Here is a 20,047-nt window from a genome sequence, read left to right as displayed (position 1 = left end):
CAGTCAATAGCCGAAGTACTACTTAAAAGTTATCTTTAATTCTTTATCCTCTTGCTGCTGCTGCATAAAGCTCATCAAATAACTCATTTTGCTTTTCAGAGTTATGCACAATTTGCGCTTGAGCTAACGCTCCGGCACTTAAAAATTCGTAATGTTCTCGCTTATCACTTCTATCAAGAAATTGGGTGATTTGTTGCAATGCTTCCTCTGCCAAATAATCATAAGTGCTGTTTAAAATTTCCCAATATTCATTAGTTTTAGTCTTTTCTTCATACAGCCAATTACTCCAGTGCCTATTTTCATTAATTGGTAAATTTAAAATATAGCCATTTTCGCCATGACGAATAAACTCAGGTAAAGCACATACATTTGTTGTAATTGCAGGAGTTGCAACTGAAAAACCTTCGATGATACTATAGCCGTAAGTATCATGTAATGTCGCCATTAATTGAAAATGACTTTGCGATAACAACTCAACAACTTTGTCATTAGGAAGATTTTTATGAAAGATAACGTTATTTAAATCCAATAACTTTAAATCCTCTACATATTTGGTTTCATCGGGAAAATCTGTCGGGACTCCTGAACCACGCCCCAGATCGGAAATTATATGCACAGTAATAGGTAAACCTAATTTTTCAGCTTTTTTAGCAAGTCTTAAAGCAACAATCCCACCTTTGCGGGCAATGTGATTTCCTATAAATATAAGCTGGAGGTTTTGCTGTTGTTGATAAAGTTTCGATTCGTTAACCCTTACTGGAAAGCTTGGATGGATTACATCCAACTTCTTACTTATTGTTTCTTTTATCTTCCAACCTTCCATCCGTTTAATTAATCTCAATTTGGCATAATCTGAGATAGCTATAAGTTTTTGACAATTTTCTAGTGCTAATCGATTATTTAATAATTCATAAATTGCAGCTTCACCTTGATTTTGAGGATTTCTATATAAAAAACGATGATCCTCAAAGGTAACAAACCAAGGTTTATTTGTATATAAAATTTTGTTGAAAGAATGAATAGCTTGGTATCTTCCCCATATAGGTTGCCAGGGAAAAAAGCTGCTTAAAGGATACCAAATTTTTTCTATAGGATATCTGCCTGCGGGGAAAGGCTTGGGGCGGATGAGTATATGCCGAGAATTTCGAGGTGAGTTTGGAATGCTGAGGTGTTTTTGACCTACTATGATAACTTTTGCCATTTTTTTCAGTTAAATTGTTTTTATACGTTTTTTCTTATTCTTTTGCTGAGGGTTCGCATCTTCTATATCTTGTTTCTCTAGTTCTGGCAATTTAAAAAGAACTCCCGCAAAAAACCAATAATACACAGCAACCGGATCAACATCCAGAGGATAGTAATACGTGTTGTAGCTAATAAACAATATAAACACCCACAAAGCTGCTCCGTAACTGCGGAAATTACGGTTCTTTATGGAGCGATAGGTTTTAAAGCCAATAATTGTTAAACTAGTGACCAAACCCAGAAAAGCTAACACTCCAATAATTCCCACTTCAAAAAGTACTTTGGGATAGTAGGTTTCCACTAGCTTAGTTTCACCCATTACGCGGGCAGAGTTAGTTGCTCGACCTAAGCCACTTCCTAATGGCCCGTCTACGTTTTTCCAATTTTCTTTAAATTGCTGAACGATAAAATCTTGAGGTGGTGAAGCCTCCCATCGACCTGTAAAACTCTCGGTTCTCTCTTGGACGACAGCAGGGTTAGTCACCATTGCTATTCCCAGAACTAGGGCAAGTCCTATCCCTATGGGGATAAATCGTTTCAAGTTGCCAATTTGACCAGTGAGCAATAGCAAAATTCCGAAGCAGATTGGTACTAAAGCTAAGGCAATTCTCTGTCCAGAAATTACAGCATTGATAAAAACTGTCACTAAAGAACCCAAACCGATTAGCCGCCATATTGGGGAGGGATCGGTGAAGCCGGTGGCAAAGGTAAAAAAGGTGCTGGAAATTAAGAACCATGCCCACTGCCAAGGAGCTACAAATGTCCCTGGTAGACGAATGACTCCTTCTTCGGGACTATATAAGAGCGCTCCACCAAAGTAACATCGGGCTTCTAGTGATGTGACAAATAGGGCATTTCCTTCAAGACCTCTAGTGCCTTGACATACACCAGTTAGTAATAAAAGGTATTGAATAAATCCCAGCACACAGCAAATCAGTGTGAGGGTAATTTGGAGGCGCGATAAAAATAGAAAATCCCGTTTATCACGAATTAGATAATAAGCACAACCGATCAAGGGGACATAGCCTAAAAATACTTTCAGTCCCAGAATGCCCATACCTAATGGTATTTCTTGGGGTGCTTTTTCCAATAATCCGACACTAGGCGGGTTAAACTGCTGCCCCCCATTAACAAATAATAGTGTGAGCAGACTACAACCCAAAACAATATAAAGTGGGATTTTAATGCCTTGGGGAATAATTAGGGGTAGTCCCTGTTTACGGCAAGTCTGCCAAAGTCCAATTAGGGCTGGAATGTAAAAGGCATCTTTAGCTAATTGGAGTATGGGACTATTGCCCAAATAGTAGGTGATAGTACCCCCAATAGGTACGTAAATGATGAAGGCATATAGCGCTTGACGCGGGTATTTGTAGGAAAGGGATATGATGATTATCCCTAAGACACCAGGGACTGCTGCCTTAATTCCACCTACGAAAAAAAGCACAATGCCAACGAAGACACCGCCAAAGGTGGCGGTGGTGAGTAAGCTAGTGAGTTCTTTACGTGCTTGGGCTGCTTTGCGTTTTTGGGCTAACTGTTCTTTGAGGTTAAGGGTAGAAGTTTCCTTTTTAGCCTGCTTTTTCGAGTTTTTAGATGGTCGGGATTTTGATTGTCTTTTCGGCATAATGGTGCTGTAGCCTATCAGCCTCAGGGAAATATATTATAGTTGACAAACTTCTCTAGATTGCTGTAAGTCATACAATCCGAATTCATCCATAACTGATTGATTTAATAATTTGCGATTAAAAATGCTAAATTTTAATCTTTTTGAATTATCAAAAAGATTTTCTCCTGTGTCCAATATATAAACTGCACCTGGGAATGGTAATGATTTAATAGGTTTTGCTTTATTATTTAAAATATCTCTGACTTTAGCATGGTCTATATAATATCTATAGTATCCATAGCCACGATTATATTCTGCGGCTTCAGGCAAATTATTCAAATCATATCGGATAATATTACAACTGCCACACATCTTATAAAAATTGTTTCTTTTAATATAAATGTAATTACTGCCTTCTTGATATTTATAACCTTTATTTATAAACCATCCATTAGAATCTGGATATTGTTGAATAAACTTAGCTAAATTTTTACTAACACAATCATCAGCATCAACTGTCATAGTGTGAGTAGGAGAAAATTGACGAGCATAAACTAACCCTTTTAATATTTTACGTCCTTTATCTGTATCTCCTTTAGCTACAGGGTTAGTTTCGTTTGGAGGGAGAAAATCAACTGTAATATATGTGATGTGAGAATGAGTGAATTCTATTTTTGGTTTTTCGTGACAAACAACAATAACGTGAAAATTAGGTGAGGTTTGATTGCAAACTGATTTAATGCATCTTTCAAATAATTGTGTAACACGTTCCCAGGAATTGGAAACTTTTGCACTTTTGAGTGGGATAACAAAAATAAGCATAATATTATCTTAGAACATATAGCTAAGAATCTCGAAATAAATAATAACACGTTCAGAGTAACGCCAGGACTGATTATCTTGACGCGGTGAGTTTTATTGACAATTAATAAGTCGGTCACGATCTAACAATGCAGATACAAATGTCACAGCTTCTACAAATTAACCAGGCTTGGTCATTCGTAGAAGCTGTGACGTAAAATTGGCGCTTTTAAAAGCTGAGATAATAGCTAATTTAGTCCATCAGATGCTGTTGAACTTTTGAAACTAATTCATTTGTCCAGTAGTTGGTAAGTTCAGCATTGGCAGCTTCTACCATAACCCTGATTACTGGTTCTGTACCAGAGGCGCGAACCAGAATTCTGCCGGAATCACCCATTGCAGCTTCAGCAAGAGCGATTGCTTTTTGTACAGGTTGACAATCTTGCCATCCTAAACGGCGATCGCGATCGACAACTCGCACGTTTCGCAACAATTGCGGATAGGTTTGGAAGCTTTGATCTACTAATTCGCTAAAGGGAACACCCGCCTCTTTCACCAAAGCTGCTATATGTAATGCTGTTAACAAGCCATCTCCAGTTACCGCATAATGACGGCAAAGAATATGACCTGATTGTTCGCCGCCCAGCATTCCTCCAGTCCGCAACATTTCGGCTTGTACGTATTGGTCGCCGACTGCGGTACGAATTAAGTTACCACCAATTTTTTGCCAAGCTTTCTCAAAGCCTAAGTTAGCCATGACTGTAGATACAATCAGGTTATCTGGCAATTGTTGGTTTTGTTTTAAGTGGCGTCCCCACAAGTAGAGAATGTAATCGCCGTTAACTTGCCTGCCACTATTGTCTACTGCTAAGACGCGATCGGCATCGCCATCAAAGGCAAAGCCGATGTCGGCGTTGTGTTCTTGTACTGTGGCTGCAAGAATATCTAGGTGCGTGGAACCGCAGTTAACATTAATGCGATCGCCATCTGCTTCGTTATGCAAGCAGATTACGTCTGCCCCCATTTCTGTAAATACTGCTGGTGCTAACCCGACTGCTGCTCCCCACGCCAAGTCTAAAACAATCTTCATCCCCTGGAGCTTTGTGGCACTGTTCAAGGGTTTTTTCAACGCCTCGCTATAATGCTCTACTAACTCGAAACGGGAGTAATGCCGTCCGCAATTACTGATAGCAATAGGTGATATTTTGCCACGCAGTCCGGCTTCAATTTCCGCCTGCAATATTTGGGGTAACTTCCCACCATCGGCACTAAAAATTTTAATCCCATTGTCTTCTGGCGGATTATGGCTGGCAGAAATCATCACCCCACCAATGGCATCACTGATACTGGTGAGATAGGCAATGCAAGGAGTGGGGCATAATCCCAAATACCAAACCTCTAGCCCTGCTGCTGTTAACCCTGCACTCAAAGCCATTGCCAGCATATCGCTGGAATTTCTAGAATCTTGTCCGAGAATGACTGGCCCTACTTGAGTAGCATGGTTACGTAAAACAATCCCTGTCCAAAAACCAACTTGCAATGCTAGGGGCGCACTCAGTAATTCTCCCACTCGTCCCCGAATCCCATCTGTGCCAAATAAGGGATTTGCTGGTAATTGGATTAAATTTAGTTCAAAACTGCTCTCAATCCCTTTCCCTAATCCGTCAATTTTAGAAGCAGAATCCCCCGGAATGCCCGGTGTCCGAGTTATAAATGAAACCATCTGTTTCAATACTCCACACAATCACACTAGAAAATAGCATTTAACACTTGATTTAACAATTTTGACAGAAAACTTTTTCTCAAATCTTGAACCACAAAACCGAACGACTGGAATTAGTGGCTAAACAAACCTTCGCGTAGCATTCCGTAGGGTAAGTTCCCTTTGAAGTTCTGATCTAAATCTATAAGAAACTGTTATTTAACGGAACTCGTATTTTTCATGCTAGGCGATATGATAGCGATCGCGTTAATGGGATGCTCTCAAAGGTAGTTTTAAAAGAAAATTGAGTTTCTTGCAATTGCGAAGCCAAGAACCTAGATTTTTTGCCTAAAAACCTGATTTTTCAACTTGGATAACAGTGTTCAGATATCAGTCTAACAAAGAAGAGCGAACAATTTTGAACCGCATTTTTCTGTAAAAATGCATAATTGCTTTTCCAAGTTTATCTATAGCTTTGCTCATCAAAGAGCGTTTAGGGTATAAAATCTTTTCGTGATCTTCAAAATACTGAGAAATCTCATCCCTATTTGATTGACCCTTGCTAATTTTTACTAACTCAATTTTATTATTGAAAAATGAAATGCCTTCCATCTCACTCCATCTAACTGCCAGTCCAGCTTTATAAGCAGCTAAACCTATTGCACTCCCTTCACCTTCATAAATTCCATTTAGCTCAAAGAAATTAGCAAGCATATCCCATTGTTGCAAGAACTCAATTTCTTTACCTGCATCTTTAGTGACTGAGAATAAGTACTCGTGAACAAAACTAATATCTTTCCAACTTGTTTCCAAATTAAGAACTTTTGTTGCATTTTTAACAACTGTAAATTCTCTGACAAATTTACTACTAGCATTTCCTGTAAGAACTTTAGTAAATTTTTTTGGCATATCCATACAAGCTCTAGCGCTAATTCCTGGTGTTAGCAGCCATTGCATATCTTCTGGCACTGGTGCCAAGATTCGCATATCTGAGTCGATGAATATACATGAATTAAAGAGTGACAGAGCTTTTGCAATTGCAAATCTTTTATCGTGGTAACACTTAACACCCTCTTGTTCATGCTTAAAGACTAAAACATGAGAATGTTTACTAAATTCTTCAGGATGATCGGTTAAAATAATAAAAGAAGTGTTAGGGGAATATATTTCTATATCTTTTGCTAACAAAGAAGCAAGAGCGCTATATTTTTTGCCTAGTGCTAAAGTACAAAAGCAAAAGGTTTTTTCTGATTGAATCATTGATTTCCTGTTATTTTTAAATAAAGAGATTAGGGACTTTGAAATTAGGTATTTTTTGGCGCAAGCTATTAATTAATGTAAAAAACACATCAAGAATTTAGCTATGCAGCAATCAATGATTGGCTAAAAACCACATTAAATCTAAGATTTAGTGATTAACAAAAAAGGGTTCTTCCGAATTTCCCACTAATTTATTTTGCCTTATTCATTCAAACAATGTTAAAAAAAATTTCGTTTTCTCCAGTTTCAAAGGAGAAAGTTATAGCTTTGGCAATTCTGATTTGAAAAAAACCTCATGCGGTAAGAAGAAGCGCCAGAGAAAACCAGGAGGTAGTACGGCGCTAGATTCAGCATCTATAGGTAAATATTGAGAACGATAGGTTTTGATCGCCTCATTTTTTTTGGATTGCACTGTGTGAATAGATAATCGATAAGCACCTGCCAATTCGTCAAACTTCAGATCCCGAAAGAGTAAGGATTTCCAAAGCAACCAAATGGCATACTCCCACAAATCAACCTTCACTCCAGCTTTAACAATCGCGGTCTTAACAAGTTGATAAGTAATCTCATGGTCTCGACTCCGATCTTTTTTGTGAGTTACGTAAACTTCTTGAGGCTGAAATGTATGCAACAATTGCGCCATTTCTTCAATGGTTTGCTGCTGTTCAGCTTCTGTCATCTTGTGTAGTGAGCCATCAGATTTATCAAGAAAGTGAATATCTTTTGAATCAACACCCAGAATGTTTAAAGCTGTCAGTGCTTCTTGTTTGCGAATTTGAATAATTTCAGAGCGGCTAATTTTGGGATTACCTTGATGGGAACCCCCTCCATCTGTGACAAAAACAACCTTAATAGGTACACCTTGTTCTCGCTTGAGTGCAATAATTCCACCACAGCCCAGTGCTTCATCATCTTGATGAGGAGCAAACACAATCAGCGATTTATTGCTAACATTTAGTGGTTGACTACCTTGATACAAAAGCCAGTAGAACTGTAGCCGGATCTGAAGTTCTCGCAATCGATAATTAAACAGCCATAGCTTGTTGTGCAAACTAACATTTAAACGATTTAAAATGTTTCCCATATTGTTTATGTAATATTTATTGGAATTAACTGGTTCAAAGGTTGAAATGTAATTTATTGGGTAGTTACAGCATAATTATTAATATATCAGTAGTCACAGGTAAAACAGTTTCTATGTCTATATTTGAGAATTACAGTAAGTAAATCACTGAGATAAAAACTGCTGTATAATACATCATTAATAATGAAAATATACGTTTTTCCCTCAGCTAATCTATTTGTAATATATCACTTGCATATTGTATGCTCCTCAGTATCTGTACTTAAATTAGTATTAACTTTTGATTTTTTGAGATAAACACTGAAATAATAAAAACTCGTTAATTTATTATCTAGGCATTCATCTGGATAGAGTTAGTACGAGGATTAAGAGATGTTTTGTTTGAGTATGAAGTTCCCTTAATTTAAAAATCTACATTACTGTTGCGTGTTATTGCTTTCATAATTTTGGAAATACAAAAGCTGATTTTATGACTGGAAAAAAGAGAATGGGCAATGGTGGGGAAGTAATTTTCATGGATACAGGGCAATTATTTCCTTAGACAAGCGATGTATAAAATAATACATTTTAATTACAACTTAAAAAATTTTAATATAAATTCTCATCAAATAGTTTTAAGGTAACGTTTTAATGGCTTTATTTAGTCGTTAGTGAATTAGAACTTTGGCAGTTAACTTTTTAAAAGTTGAGAATTTAGCATGAGCAGCAATTTAGCAACCAAATTACGTGTAGGCACTAAAAAAGCCCACACAATGGCAGAAAATGTAGGTTTTGTCAAGTGCTTTTTAAGAGGAGTAGTCGAGAAAAACTCTTACCGGAAACTTGTTGCTAATTTCTACTTCGTCTACTCAGCGATGGAAGAGGAAATGGAAAAGCATCGCCAGCACCCAATTCTTTCTAAAATTAATTTTCCCCAGCTAAACCGCAAATATACCTTAGAGCAAGACCTAAGTTATTATTTTGGTGCTAACTGGAGGGAGCAAATCAAGCTATCTCCCGCAGGTGAAGCTTATGTACAGCGCATCCGAGAAATATCTGCCACAGAACCGGAACTGTTAATCGCTCATTCATATACTCGTTACTTGGGTGACTTATCCGGGGGACAAATTCTCAAAAATATTGCTGTAACGGCGATGAATTTGTCTGATGGACAAGGAACAGCCTTTTATGAGTTCCCAGAAATTCCTGACGAGAAGGCATTCAAAGCCAAATATCGTCAAGTTTTGGATGAATTACCCCTCGACGATGCTATAACTGAGCGCATCGTTGATGAAGCTAACTCCGCCTTTGGTGTAAACATGAAGATGTTCCAAGAATTGGAAGGCAATTTAGTCAAGGCGATTGGAGTAATGCTTTACAATAGCCTCACACGGCGTCGTACACGCGGCAGTACTGAACTTGTCACTGCTGAGTAAACTTTATTAAGTAAAATTTTGTAAATCTAGGGGCAAGCTTCCTGGGTTCACCTGAATCAAATCAGGCGATCGCGGGGATGTTGCTCCTACTGCTGTTAGCGAAGGTATTGTGCTGCGTTTTGATGACCAGGATTCAGTCTAAGTGCTTCTTGAAAAGCAGCGATCGCTTCTTTTTTTATCGCTGTAGTTAAATAATATATACTTACCTAGTAAGTAGTAAATACCAAATAGTGGCTTCGGCTGAACTTTAGCAGCGAATTGCCAAAAAGCATCCTATAACATAGGAAAACGCATGCTTGTCATATATTGCTTGACCAGTAATTAAACAGGTTGTAATGTGATAATTAAGTTCAATTACTTGATGGCAAATAGCTAAAGCTTCATCTAGTTTCTGCTGTTGTATGAGTGCTGTAGTAACATTCTGTATATCTCTTCATCAATACACCTATTTATTGGCTTCAAGAGCAATTACTTGACGAAATGCAGCGATCAGGGAAAATATCAAGAGGCACAATTAATTAAATAATGGCAACAAAAATTCCTGTCACAGTAATTACAGGCTTCTTAGGTAGTGGAAAAACCAGCCTAATTCGCCACCTGCTACAAAACAATCAAGGACGGCGTATTGCCGTTTTAGTCAATGAATTTGGCGAACTCGGTATTGATGGCGAATTGTTAAAATCCTGTCAAGTTTGCCCGGAAGATGGTGAGAGCGACACTAATATCTTTGAATTAACTAACGGCTGCTTATGCTGCACCGTACAGGAAGAGTTTTACCCGATGATGCAAGAATTAATCAAGCGGCGAGATAGCATCGACTGCATTTTGATTGAAACCTCTGGTTTAGCCTTGCCAAAACCATTGATAAAGGCTTTTCGCTGGCAAGAAATTCGCAACGCTGCTACTGTAGATGCGGTGATTACCGTGGTAGATTGTGCAGCGGTAGCAGCAGGGACATTTGCTAGCGATCCAGAGGCGATCGCAGCCCAGCGCCAAGCAGATGATAGTCTAGAACATGAAACACCCTTGCAAGAACTATTTGAAGACCAACTTGCTTGTGCAGACTTAGTGGTGTTAAATAAAATTGACTTAGTAGATGCCGAGACAAAAGCCAGAGTTGAGGAATTGATTAAGCAAGAATTGCCCAGAGTGGTGAAAATAGTCGAGAGCGATCGTTCGCAACTAGATGCATCTATATTATTAGGATTCCAAGCCGCAGTCGAAGACAATTTAGATTCTCGCCCCAGCCATCATGATACCGAAGAAGACCACAATCACGACGAAGAAATTATCTCAACTAATTTAATTTTGGATCGTACATTTGACCCAGAAAAGCTGCAACAGCAGTTGGAAAAATTAGCACATGAACAAGAAATTTACCGGATTAAAGGTTTTGTGGCAGTGCCAAATAAATCCATGCGTTTAGTGATGCAAGGTGTGGGAACCCGATTTGATAAATTTTATGATCGCCCCTGGAAACCCGAAGAGGCCAGGCAAACCCGTTTAGTTTTCATCGGACGTGATTTGAAGTCTTCAGAAATCGAATCACAACTTGTAGCTTTGTAAGTTAGGAGTTAGGAATAACTAGTACAGCACGGCGGAAGTTTGCCTACCTTTAACAAATTAATTTTGCCCTTTGCCTATCGATTATTACGTGGCTGGAGCAACTTAGAATGGTAAATTTATTCCGCTATTATGTATTAGTTAATTCCAAATAAAAAACAATAATAACTTAAAGTTCTTAATTTTCCACTTTTAACTCCTAACTTAAATCCTCACTCTTCACTTTGCAAAAATATGACGATTTCCCAACTATTTAACGTTGCTAATCTTTTCGTATTACCTTTTTGGGCGTTGATGATTTTATTGCCAAATTGGAAAGTTACACGGCAGATTATGTCATCATATTTGCCTTTTGTGCTGTTAGCTGGGGCGTATGTGTATTTGTTTATCAACAGTATTACGCCAGAGAATGCCCAAGCTTTATCGAATCCCCAATTAGCCGATATTGCTCGATTTTTTACAGATGAAACGGCTGCTGCAACGGGTTGGATTCATTTTTTAGTGATGGATTTATTTGTTGGTCGCTGGATTTATTGGGAAGGGCAAAAAACAGGTATTTGGACAATTCACTCCCTTGCACTGTGTTTGTTTGCTGGCCCTATGGGATTACTATCTCACATATTGACTGACTGGATTGTTAAGACATTTTTCCCTAAATTTCAACAGAATGAAACGGTGACAGTAGGAGAAAAAGCTGCATCATCATCTAGAACATAGTTATATATCAATACGCTTGGATTAAGGAAAATTGTAGGTTGGGTTAAGCAAAGCGCAACCCAACAAAGCCCTGAAAATGTTGGGTTTCGTTCCTCAACCACAATCGACACATTTCAAGGTTTTTGGCGCTAACCCAAGCGTATTAAGTTATATATAATCAGAAATTCTTTGTGAAAAGCCAGATACCCGGCTTCTTAAAGAAGCCGGGTATCTGTAGATTGATAATTAGGAAATCAGTTTGCCTTTAAGCTAATCAGCATTTAAGTTGCATAAAAGCAAGGCTGGAGCCGCTTGCTACAAACAAATCACCTTGAAAATTACTACATGAACCGTCAAACTCAAGTGACTTGAAAATAATTAACCGTTATTGTGTTTATAGTCGGCATCTAACCAACAACGTGGTAAAACTTCACCTGAAGGAAAAACGAGATTTTCTTTTTTAAAACTTTCAGGTTGCTGTTCTTCTTGACCTTCTTGGTCTTTTGCGTGAACAACATCATTATTCGGGTCAATTAATTCCTGAATCTCAACAATCTTTACCAATTCGCCACTATCTTTGACTTGTAAAAGCATAGAAATTGCCTCAATGAATTTGCATGAATGTTCAAAGCGAGTTTTAAGATAAACTCGCCTCGCTCAAATGTGAACCGATTTTGAACGCGGATATTCCTTAATTGTTAAAGGAAATTTTTATCAGATATCCACACATAAATTACACAAGATTCATCTGTGTGTATCTGTAGAGTTCATTTTTATAAAATAAACACAGCAATAATATACTTAATCTCAAAGCTAAAATCGAATCAGGGAATGCTAATTAATAAAATTTTCCAACTAAAACAATCTTGGTTTTAGCGATTATAAATCACGTAGATATTTTTCCAAAATATCTACTAAAGCCACTTGGCATTGCACGGGTAGTAAATCGATTAAGGGAATCTCACGTTTCCCGCCGCCAATTTTTACTGGAATCGATCCCAAGACTTGTAAAACCCGGTCTTCATTAACAGCGTTAGAAGTAATTAAGGGATACAGTTGCTCGGCAACAACTGTATGCAGTTTGGCATTAGATAAATAAAGATGCCATTTGGCAACATCTATATAGACATTTTCGCCAATTTCAGCTGCAAGGGCTTCTAGTAGTTCTGTGGTGTTAGTCTTAGCCATAAAAAGAACCCTACATTAAGAAAAAGTGCGAAATCTCAGGCTTTTTTACATTATGGCTCAATTAACAGCCTAATCCTACTACCAGAGGTTACAATCGCCCCAGCATCAGTAATCCATCTTCAGGTGGATTTTGGCGGAGTTTCGGTGTAGTTAGCGATCGCACTAATATAAATCAGATGCACCAACACTATTCCTGTCCAACTTAAAGTCACCCAAGGTAACCACTCCCAAGTAGTGCCTTTCAAAATGTGGTAAAACCACAAGCCAGAATTGATAGTAGCAGCGATCGCTACATGCACGGCAAAATTCATTCTGTCATCGATCTTGCGGTAATCAGGGTCTTTGCGATTGGGTTTGCGAGGCCAACGAGGAGGCATAAATATTTGTTACAGATTTAAATACACCCTATTCATTCTAAGGTTTTTGTGGCAGTGGTTGCTATTAGACCCTTATAACCAGTCATAATTGAACTCGAAGTCAAGGTGAATAATCTCCTGATTTACCGCCAGTCTTACTGATTAAACGAATTGATTCAATTTGAATCGACTTTTCTAAGGCTTTTGCCATATCGTATAACGTCAGGGCAGCTACAGAAACGGCAGTTAAAGCTTCCATCTCGACACCAGTTTCAGCTTTGGTTTTGACTGTGGCTTGAATTTGATAACCAGGTAGTTGGGGATCGGGTATGATTTCGACTGCGATTTTTTGCAAAGGCAACGGATGACACAGAGGAATTAAAGTAGATGTTTGCTTGGCTGCCATAATCCCAGCCAATCTTGCAGTTGCCAACACATCGCCTTTTGGGACATTTCCGGCTTGAATGGCAGCGAAGGTGGCTGGTAGCATCCGCACATTGGCCGCAGCTACTGCTTGACGGATGGTGGGTGTTTTATCAGATACATCTACCATCTGTGCCTGTCCTTGGCGATCTAAATGGGTTAAGTTGGCAAAATTAGATGGAAAATTATCTTGCGCCATTTAGTTAGAACGTGTTAATATAGATTGTCGGTGAGGGCGTGTAGCTCAGTGGACTAGAGCACGTGGCTACGGACCACGGTGTCGGGGGTTCGAATCCCTCCTCGCCCGTTTTTAAAAGTTAAGAGTTGCAAGTTAGGAGTGAGGAATTAAAGTTCCTCACTCCTAAGTTTTAGGTTGTTCAAGGCGTAGGCATCTGGAGCTAGACCTAGTGCAAAGCGCAGGGAGTTGGATAGGTTTTTGCTCGACTGGGTGAGGAAAAGGACAAGTGCAATAGAAGTGATCGCAGCACCGTAGCCAAACATATCGCGGTAGCCTACCCGTTCAGCTATGATACCTAGAAGAGGAGCAGCGATCGCAATTCCCATATCAAGTCCAGCTATACATATAGCAAAAATTTGACCCCGTTCTTGTGGGAGTGAGCGGTCTGCCATCATCGTGACCATCATCGAGATGAGTGTACCACCACCAGCACCTTCAGCGATCGCAGCCAGTAAGAAAAACATCGCGCTGTGAGCCTGCCACAGCAGTATTAACGCTAAAACGTAGCAAAAAATACCAAAACTAATAAACAAACCACGACCAAAGCGATCGCTTGCCTTACCAGCAAATACCCTGATACTAAAACTAGAAATTGCCGAAGCTGTAAAAAACAGTCCGCCATTGAAGTCTACATCAGTGGATTTGAGGAATAACGACACAAAAGTATGTACAGCACCAAGGGACAAACCAACCAACAACATAACTATCGTTGGAACTTTTACCCGGGGACTGCCCAAAATTTGCCAAAAGTTGCGTAGGCGTAGCCCCTCGTAGACATCGTTTTCCTCTGTTTGCTGTTGTGTCTGCACTGGTGGATTTGTGACTTGTACAATCTCCAAGAGAGCGACAAAACCCAATTCGGCACAGAAGAGAAACAATATCCCGTAACTACTTGTAGCTTCCAAATACCCACCCAAGGCAGGGCCAATTGCTAAACCAAGGGGAGTTGCTAAGGTCATGTAACCAATGATTTCGCCACGAGTTTCAGTGGGAGCTAAATCTGCGACTAAGGCACTGTAACCAGTGGAAAAAGCGGCAACACTAAGTCCGTGAAAAATCCGCACCAGGATTAATAACCCAAGAGATTGGGTTGCCAAGTAACCAAAGGGTGCGATCGCAGCTACTATCGTACCAATCAATAAGGTAATTTTTCGACCACGTTCATCGGCTAACCGTCCCAGCATTGGGCGAGATAGCAATAAGCCAATGGCAAAACTACCCATGACAATCCCAATTTCTTGCTTGCTTGCGCCGACATGATCGATGTAAAGCGGTAGGGTTGGTAAGAGCGAAGATATGCTTGACCAGAATAATAAACCTGCTGTAAATAAAATTAGCAGGTTGCGCCGCAGTTCGGCATCAAAGGTACTAAATGCTTTCAAGGTAGATGCTATTTAACGAGGTTTTTGTCATTTGTCCTTTGTGGTTTGTCTAAAGTCAATCAGTATTTACCCTTAACTATTTACTAATGACCAATGACCAGAAATAAAAAGGTACAGAGCAAGTAAATTTATTTATGGGGTTCAAATTTTTGACTTTTGACTTTTGACTTCCCCAAAGGGACTGACCAATAATTACTATTGTTACGTTACTTAACATTTTTTGCTACTACTTCTCGCACACGATAGATAGGCCGTCCTTGGGATTCATGGTATGTACGCATGAGTAATTCTGCTAAAAGTCCGAAGCAAAATAACTGTACTCCCGTTACTAGGAGGAGAACTGCCAAAATCAGCAAAGGGCGATTGCCAATCATCTCACCTAAAGCCAATTTAACGAAAGTCAAGTAAATTCCGATCGCAGTTCCCGAAACCATTGAAATTAAGCCCAACAGCCCAAAAACGTGCATCGGGCGGGTGAGGAATTTTTTCATAAACAGGATGGTTAACAAATCCATCAACACGCGGAATGTCCGCCAAATCCCATATTTACTACGACCAAAGCGACGGGCGTGATGGCGCACTGGTACTTCAGTAATTCTAGCTCCTTCAATGTACGCCAAAGCGGGTAAAAATCGGTGTAATTCTCCGTAGAGGTTCATATCTGCTAGCAGTTCTGCACGATATGCTTTCAGCGAACAGCCATAGTCATGAATATTCACGCTAGTAGTATAGCGAATTAGCCAATTGGCAATTTTGGAAGGAAGTAACCGATTTACAGCACCATCTTGGCGTTTTTGCCGCCAACCACTCACCAAATCGTAACCCTCATCCAGCTTTGCTAATAACATGGGGATATCAGCCGGATCATTCTGGAGATCGGCATCTAAAGTAACGATCGCTTTACCGACTGCATAATAAAATCCAGCAGCCATCGCCGCAGTTTGTCCGTAGTTGCGACGCAAAATCACCGCCTTTAAATCAGTACGGATTTGCGCTTGTTCTTTGAGAAAATCCCCGGAACCATCTGTAGAACCATCATCCACACAGATGATTTCATAATTTATCTGACTAGAAGATAAAGTAGATGCGATCGCTTCTAGTAAAAGCGGCAAACTTTCCACCTCGTCATGTATCGGCAGCACCACCGAAACATCTGGGAGAATAGCTGAAATTGCCCCATTCTCTTCACTCAACCCTTGATCGACTAACCCACTCCTCATAAGCCTCAGCGCCCTCAGCATCTCTGTGGTTCGTAACTCTTGATAACTCTACCAGCACCTCGCAGCTGCTGATAGTACGACTGACTAACAGCATCTCCCTGTTCCGAGAGAATATCAATCCCAATCCCATCCCGGCCCTGATCTTTCCCAGAACTATGAATGTAATAACCATCTGCCAAATAAAGCCCGACATGGGTTGCTTTTTGGCTAGTTCCAAAAAATACCAAATCCCCGGCTGTTAATTCTGCAATAGTAATTGGTTGAGTGAATCCTTCCTGCTGATAGGCATCTCTAGGTAGCCAAATACCCACCGAAGCAAACGCCGCCTGCATCAACCCAGAACAGTCATAATTTGGCCCAACCGTACCACCCCAAAGGTAATAATTGGATTGTTGCATCGCTTTTTGGGTAAAGGCGATCACCTCTGCTAGCAGTTTTTTAATTTCAGATTCAGAAAATGTTGCAGCTTGATAATGTACAGTAGCAGATTGTAATGAATCAAAATCTGAAAGAGATACCCATCCCGGATAGTCATCTTCACACAAATACACCTCAACCGCTAAATTTTGATGATTTGATGTTACCCATAAATGTCTCCCAGATGCAGCTTGAGTTGCTAAACGCCTACATTCAGGAGAATCATATAAATTAAGGTCAGCAATACACTGATACTCCCCTGATTTTGGATTTTGGATTTTGGATTTTAGATTAAAGGACATTACTGGAGAATGATTTTTTTTAATAAAGACGAACAACTGGAAAATCTTGGTAATGGCATTTTAGATGCAACTTGGGCAGAATTTCCGACCTTAGCTCGGAATCAAATTGCCCTGACTTGGGTTGTTTACGATCCACCAGTGCTAGTAAATACTGGTGGAGCGCTGACTCCCAAAGCTTTTTGGGATCATCCAGTTCGTGGTTTTACTTATCGTGGTGTTGAACGGATTTATCCCGCCAGTATAGTCAAGCTATTTTACTTGGTGGCGGTAAACGAATGGCTAGAAAAAGGTATGACTAACACTTCCAAAGAGTTGGAACGCGCCTTACGCGATATGATTGTAGATTCTAGTAATGATGCTACTAGCTTGGTTGTTGATATTTTGAGTGGTACCACATCAGGGCCAGAATTGCCAACCGGGCCTTTTGAAACCTGGAAATATCAACGTAATATTGTTAATCGCTATTACCAATCGTTGGGTTGGGAAGAAATGGAGACGATTAATGTCTGTCAAAAAACTTGGGGTGATGGCCCTTATGGACGGGAACGGGCATTTGCGGGAGAGTTACTAGAAAATCGCAATATGTTAACAACAAACGCGATCGCTCGGTTACTGCATAGTATTGTAGGTGGGGTGGCGGTTTCAAGTGGGCGATCGCAAGCAATGATGGCTTTACTTAAACGGACTCTCAGCGATTTACCCACTGACACCGAGGAAAATCAGGTAACAGGTTTTTTAGGTGGTGGACTGACTGAAAATGCTCAAATTTGGTCAAAGGCAGGTTGGACAAGTCAAGTTCGCCATGATGCCGCGTATATTGAAATACCAGAACAGCGCCCTTACCTCTTAGTGGTATTTACTGAAGGCAAAGCACAGGCTAAGAGTCAGGCAATTTTGCCCTTTGTTTCTAAACTAGTTGCCGATGCGATCGCTAGTCTATAATCTTAGGACTTACGCAGAAGAGATCCCCCGTTTTTTACTTGTCGTTATCCATATTTTTGTAACAGTCAAAGTATCGCGCTCACCCGATATCCCGCCCTGAACTAAAGTTCAGGGCGGGAATGGTAACCAAGCGCAAGATTTAACAAATGATAGTAATGTGTAATGACAAGCCTTTTTAAGGGGGAGTGCGCTTCGCGCACACTACGCAAACCAGGTTTCAGGTTTTCAATGGGTAACCTAGATTTCTCTTATATAGGACTAATAATTGATTTCTGAAAAAGCTTGGTACAGATCGAAAAGCCTAATTCCTTATTCTCTACTCCCTACTCTTTGCCCACGTAGATAATTTCAAAAATAAAATACGATTCCTATAAGACTATTTCAACTTAAATTCATCAAACTTCAATACTTCCGAATCAGGCTTGCGAGTATCAAAACGATAACTACTTATCGTACCCGCCTCCGTATCAAAGATACTAAAAACCGTAATATCATTACTCGAAATATAAGGTATCGGCTTTCCATCTTCACCCAACAAAGGGGAAATTGTTGGCACTATCGGTTCTAACCCATTCGGATCACCAAGCTTAACATAATCTTCTTGATATCCAATTGGAACTTCTCGCTTTCTATCACCCCAAGCAGCGCCGTAAGTATTGCCCACATTAGATGTTTCTAGAAAGTGCATTCCACTGGGACTAACAAAGCGGTTCCACAAATGAGAATGCCCATAGAATACCAATTGCACATTAGCTGTTTCAAGTATTGGGACAACATCGTGGATAATATAATCTGCGTCTTTTGGGTACTCATAACGCACTGCTTTAATATTATTATCATCCCGTTCAATGATTTGAACTGGTTCTGTATAAGCAGGAACTATATTATCGCCCAGAGTATGGGGTGGATGATGGAACATCACAACTTTGTATTTTGCTTTTTGAAACTCAGGACTGTTGAGTTCTGCCTCTAGCCAATTATACTGCTGGCTGCCTTTAGCAATTGGCTCATAAATTACCTGTCCATAACCCCAATCTTCAGGATTATTTAAATCCTTTTCGGCTTCTCGATATCTACCTTTATACTTTCCACCTAAGCTAGGAGTCCGCCACATATTTGTAGCGTACAGTGCTACCAAACGTACATTGCCAAAGCTGACTGCATAATATCTTTTTCCACCCTCTTTACTTTTTGGTAAAGAGAAAATCTCTTCGTAAGTATTAGTATTAAAAGAATTATCTATTAAAGATTTGTATCGGTAGTTTTTTTGAGCAATTGCACGGGGAATTGTATCATCAAATTCATCATTTAAACTTCCTGTTCTGGCAAAGCGTCCCATCACTTCATGATTGCCAATGCAAGTAAACATGGGTGCATGTTGAATTATTTGCCCACCAGTGTAGGTTGTTTTAACACCGTCGTGCGTCATTTCATATTTAGCACGGCCTTGTAAACCAGGAAACAACGCACCACCACTATTATCATCAAACCATTCTGAAGCGCGATCGCTGACATTGACCAAATCACCAGCAAACCACACTCCATCAACCCGTCCAACTGTTTCTATCACCTTTTGCAGATTTGCTGCTGTCATCGGTTTTAATTGATGGTCAGAGGTGAGTAAAATTTTTAGTGGTGTATCCGGTTTTGGAGTAGCTGCGAGGCTAAAAACATCACTGCTAACAGTTACGCCGTCTTCTCGCACACTTGTAATGTGATAGTCTACCCGCAAACCAGGAGTTAACCCAATCACCTCAGCCTCATGCCGCCAAATGTCGCGTTGGACGGGTTTTTGATAAACTTGGCCATCTTTGATTTGGTTTGCAACTCTTGAGTGTTGGTCTTCACGAGTGCGAGTGAGTTTGGTAGTATTTGCCTTAGCAGTTTGTTGAAGATTTTCGCCGTAGGTTACTGTATGATTAACACCAGCAAACTCAGTAAACCAAACTACTTGCACTGAGATTTCAGTTGGCAGTTGTAAAAATGGATCGGTGAGCAATTGGGGTGCTGATGTCATAATTCTTTGCCCAAATGAATGCACACTTAACAGAGTAAAGCATATAACAAGCACAAGCATAGCTACCGAGAGAATTTTCCGGCGGCTTTTGCTTCTGAGCATCAGTAACATACCAAATTTTTTAGCGAATTCACCGACTGAACGCAATTTTATTATTACTCCCTTTCCGTTACTCGCCCATGAACAATAAGGG

18 protein-coding genes and 1 tRNA gene are annotated in these 20,047 nt (G+C 39.9%); 5 read left to right on the top strand and 14 right to left on the bottom strand.

The annotated features are described in order from the left end of the window. Positions 1-43: 43 nt before the first annotated feature. The 6 genes from V7K25_RS26175 to V7K25_RS26150 form a co-directional block, all read right to left on the bottom strand. The gene (locus tag V7K25_RS26175; RefSeq protein ID WP_335162029.1) at positions 44-1,201 is read right to left on the bottom strand and encodes a glycosyltransferase family 4 protein; all 1,158 of its coding nucleotides are present in this window, start codon (positions 1,199-1,201) and stop codon (positions 44-46) included. A gap of 9 nt (positions 1,202-1,210) precedes the next feature. Continuing rightward, positions 1,211-2,866, bottom strand: a complete 1,656-nt coding sequence (hpsL, locus tag V7K25_RS26170; RefSeq protein WP_335162027.1) for a hormogonium polysaccharide biosynthesis protein HpsL — start codon at positions 2,864-2,866, stop codon at positions 1,211-1,213. Positions 2,867-2,902: 36 nt separating this feature from the next. Next, on the bottom strand, positions 2,903-3,670 hold the full coding sequence (locus V7K25_RS26165) for a glycosyltransferase family A protein (RefSeq protein ID WP_335162025.1): 768 nt from the start codon (positions 3,668-3,670) through the stop codon (positions 2,903-2,905). 232 nt (positions 3,671-3,902) lie between these two features. After that, positions 3,903-5,372: a phosphoglucosamine mutase gene (gene glmM / locus V7K25_RS26160; RefSeq protein WP_335162023.1), complete on the bottom strand. Its 1,470-nt coding sequence runs from the start codon at positions 5,370-5,372 to the stop codon at positions 3,903-3,905. A gap of 369 nt (positions 5,373-5,741) precedes the next feature. Then, positions 5,742-6,611 carry a hypothetical protein gene (locus V7K25_RS26155; protein ID WP_335162021.1) on the bottom strand — a complete coding sequence of 290 codons (870 nt, stop codon included), beginning with the start codon at positions 6,609-6,611 and terminating at the stop codon, positions 5,742-5,744. A 259-nt stretch (positions 6,612-6,870) separates the two neighbouring features. After that, entirely contained in the window at positions 6,871-7,695 is an 825-nt protein-coding gene (locus tag V7K25_RS26150) for a PIG-L deacetylase family protein (protein WP_335162019.1), read from the bottom strand. 698 nt (positions 7,696-8,393) lie between these two features. Here V7K25_RS26150 and V7K25_RS26145 point away from each other — a divergent pair. The 3 genes from V7K25_RS26145 to V7K25_RS26135 all read left to right on the top strand — a co-directional run bounded on the left by V7K25_RS26145 (position 8,394) and on the right by V7K25_RS26135 (position 11,390). Then, complete coding sequence (locus tag V7K25_RS26145) at positions 8,394-9,110, top strand: biliverdin-producing heme oxygenase (protein ID WP_335162017.1); 717 nt, start codon at positions 8,394-8,396, stop codon at positions 9,108-9,110. A gap of 525 nt (positions 9,111-9,635) precedes the next feature. Further along, complete coding sequence (cobW, locus tag V7K25_RS26140; protein ID WP_335162015.1) at positions 9,636-10,676, top strand: cobalamin biosynthesis protein CobW; 1,041 nt, start codon at positions 9,636-9,638, stop codon at positions 10,674-10,676. Positions 10,677-10,907: 231 nt separating this feature from the next. Then, entirely contained in the window at positions 10,908-11,390 is a 483-nt protein-coding gene (locus V7K25_RS26135; RefSeq protein WP_335162013.1) for an ABA4-like family protein, read from the top strand. Between the two features lie 357 nt (positions 11,391-11,747). Here V7K25_RS26135 and V7K25_RS26130 read toward each other — a convergent pair whose 3' ends face one another. From V7K25_RS26130 to moaC, 4 genes are all read right to left on the bottom strand, one after another. Further along, positions 11,748-11,963: an acetyltransferase gene (locus V7K25_RS26130; RefSeq protein ID WP_335162011.1), complete on the bottom strand. Its 216-nt coding sequence runs from the start codon at positions 11,961-11,963 to the stop codon at positions 11,748-11,750. Positions 11,964-12,248: 285 nt separating this feature from the next. Next, complete coding sequence (locus V7K25_RS26125; protein ID WP_335162009.1) at positions 12,249-12,557, bottom strand: DUF3181 family protein; 309 nt, start codon at positions 12,555-12,557, stop codon at positions 12,249-12,251. A 119-nt stretch (positions 12,558-12,676) separates the two neighbouring features. After that, entirely contained in the window at positions 12,677-12,934 is a 258-nt protein-coding gene (locus V7K25_RS26120) for a hypothetical protein (RefSeq protein WP_335162007.1), read from the bottom strand. A gap of 100 nt (positions 12,935-13,034) precedes the next feature. Beyond that, a complete protein-coding gene (gene moaC / locus V7K25_RS26115) occupies positions 13,035-13,535 on the bottom strand; it encodes a cyclic pyranopterin monophosphate synthase MoaC (protein WP_335162005.1) in 501 nt (166 codons plus the stop codon). A gap of 34 nt (positions 13,536-13,569) precedes the next feature. Here moaC and V7K25_RS26110 point away from each other — a divergent pair. After that, a tRNA-Arg gene (locus V7K25_RS26110) sits at positions 13,570-13,643 on the top strand. A gap of 38 nt (positions 13,644-13,681) precedes the next feature. Here V7K25_RS26110 and V7K25_RS26105 read toward each other — a convergent pair. From V7K25_RS26105 to V7K25_RS26095, 3 genes are all read right to left on the bottom strand, one after another. After that, the gene (locus tag V7K25_RS26105) at positions 13,682-14,956 is read right to left on the bottom strand and encodes an MFS transporter (protein WP_335162003.1); all 1,275 of its coding nucleotides are present in this window, start codon (positions 14,954-14,956) and stop codon (positions 13,682-13,684) included. A gap of 206 nt (positions 14,957-15,162) precedes the next feature. Then, a complete protein-coding gene (locus V7K25_RS26100) occupies positions 15,163-16,176 on the bottom strand; it encodes a glycosyltransferase family 2 protein (RefSeq protein WP_335162001.1) in 1,014 nt (337 codons plus the stop codon). A gap of 14 nt (positions 16,177-16,190) precedes the next feature. Continuing rightward, positions 16,191-16,895, bottom strand: coding sequence for a C40 family peptidase (locus V7K25_RS26095; RefSeq protein ID WP_335161999.1), 705 nt, complete (start codon positions 16,893-16,895; stop codon positions 16,191-16,193). A 9-nt stretch (positions 16,896-16,904) separates the two neighbouring features. On the opposite strand from V7K25_RS26095, the gene V7K25_RS26090 reads away from it, so the two are divergent. Beyond that, positions 16,905-17,837 carry a serine hydrolase gene (locus V7K25_RS26090; RefSeq protein ID WP_335161997.1) on the top strand — a complete coding sequence of 311 codons (933 nt, stop codon included), beginning with the start codon at positions 16,905-16,907 and terminating at the stop codon, positions 17,835-17,837. Between the two features lie 376 nt (positions 17,838-18,213). Here V7K25_RS26090 and V7K25_RS26085 read toward each other — a convergent pair whose 3' ends face one another. Beyond that, the gene (locus tag V7K25_RS26085) at positions 18,214-19,854 is read right to left on the bottom strand and encodes a metallophosphoesterase family protein (protein ID WP_335161995.1); all 1,641 of its coding nucleotides are present in this window, start codon (positions 19,852-19,854) and stop codon (positions 18,214-18,216) included. Positions 19,855-20,047: the final 193 nt, after the last annotated feature.

The sequence above is a fragment of the Nostoc sp. genome (assembly GCF_036919495.1).
Taxonomy (GTDB): domain Bacteria; phylum Cyanobacteriota; class Cyanobacteriia; order Cyanobacteriales; family Nostocaceae; genus Nostoc.
This window is presented reverse-complemented; position numbering and strand designations above follow the sequence as displayed.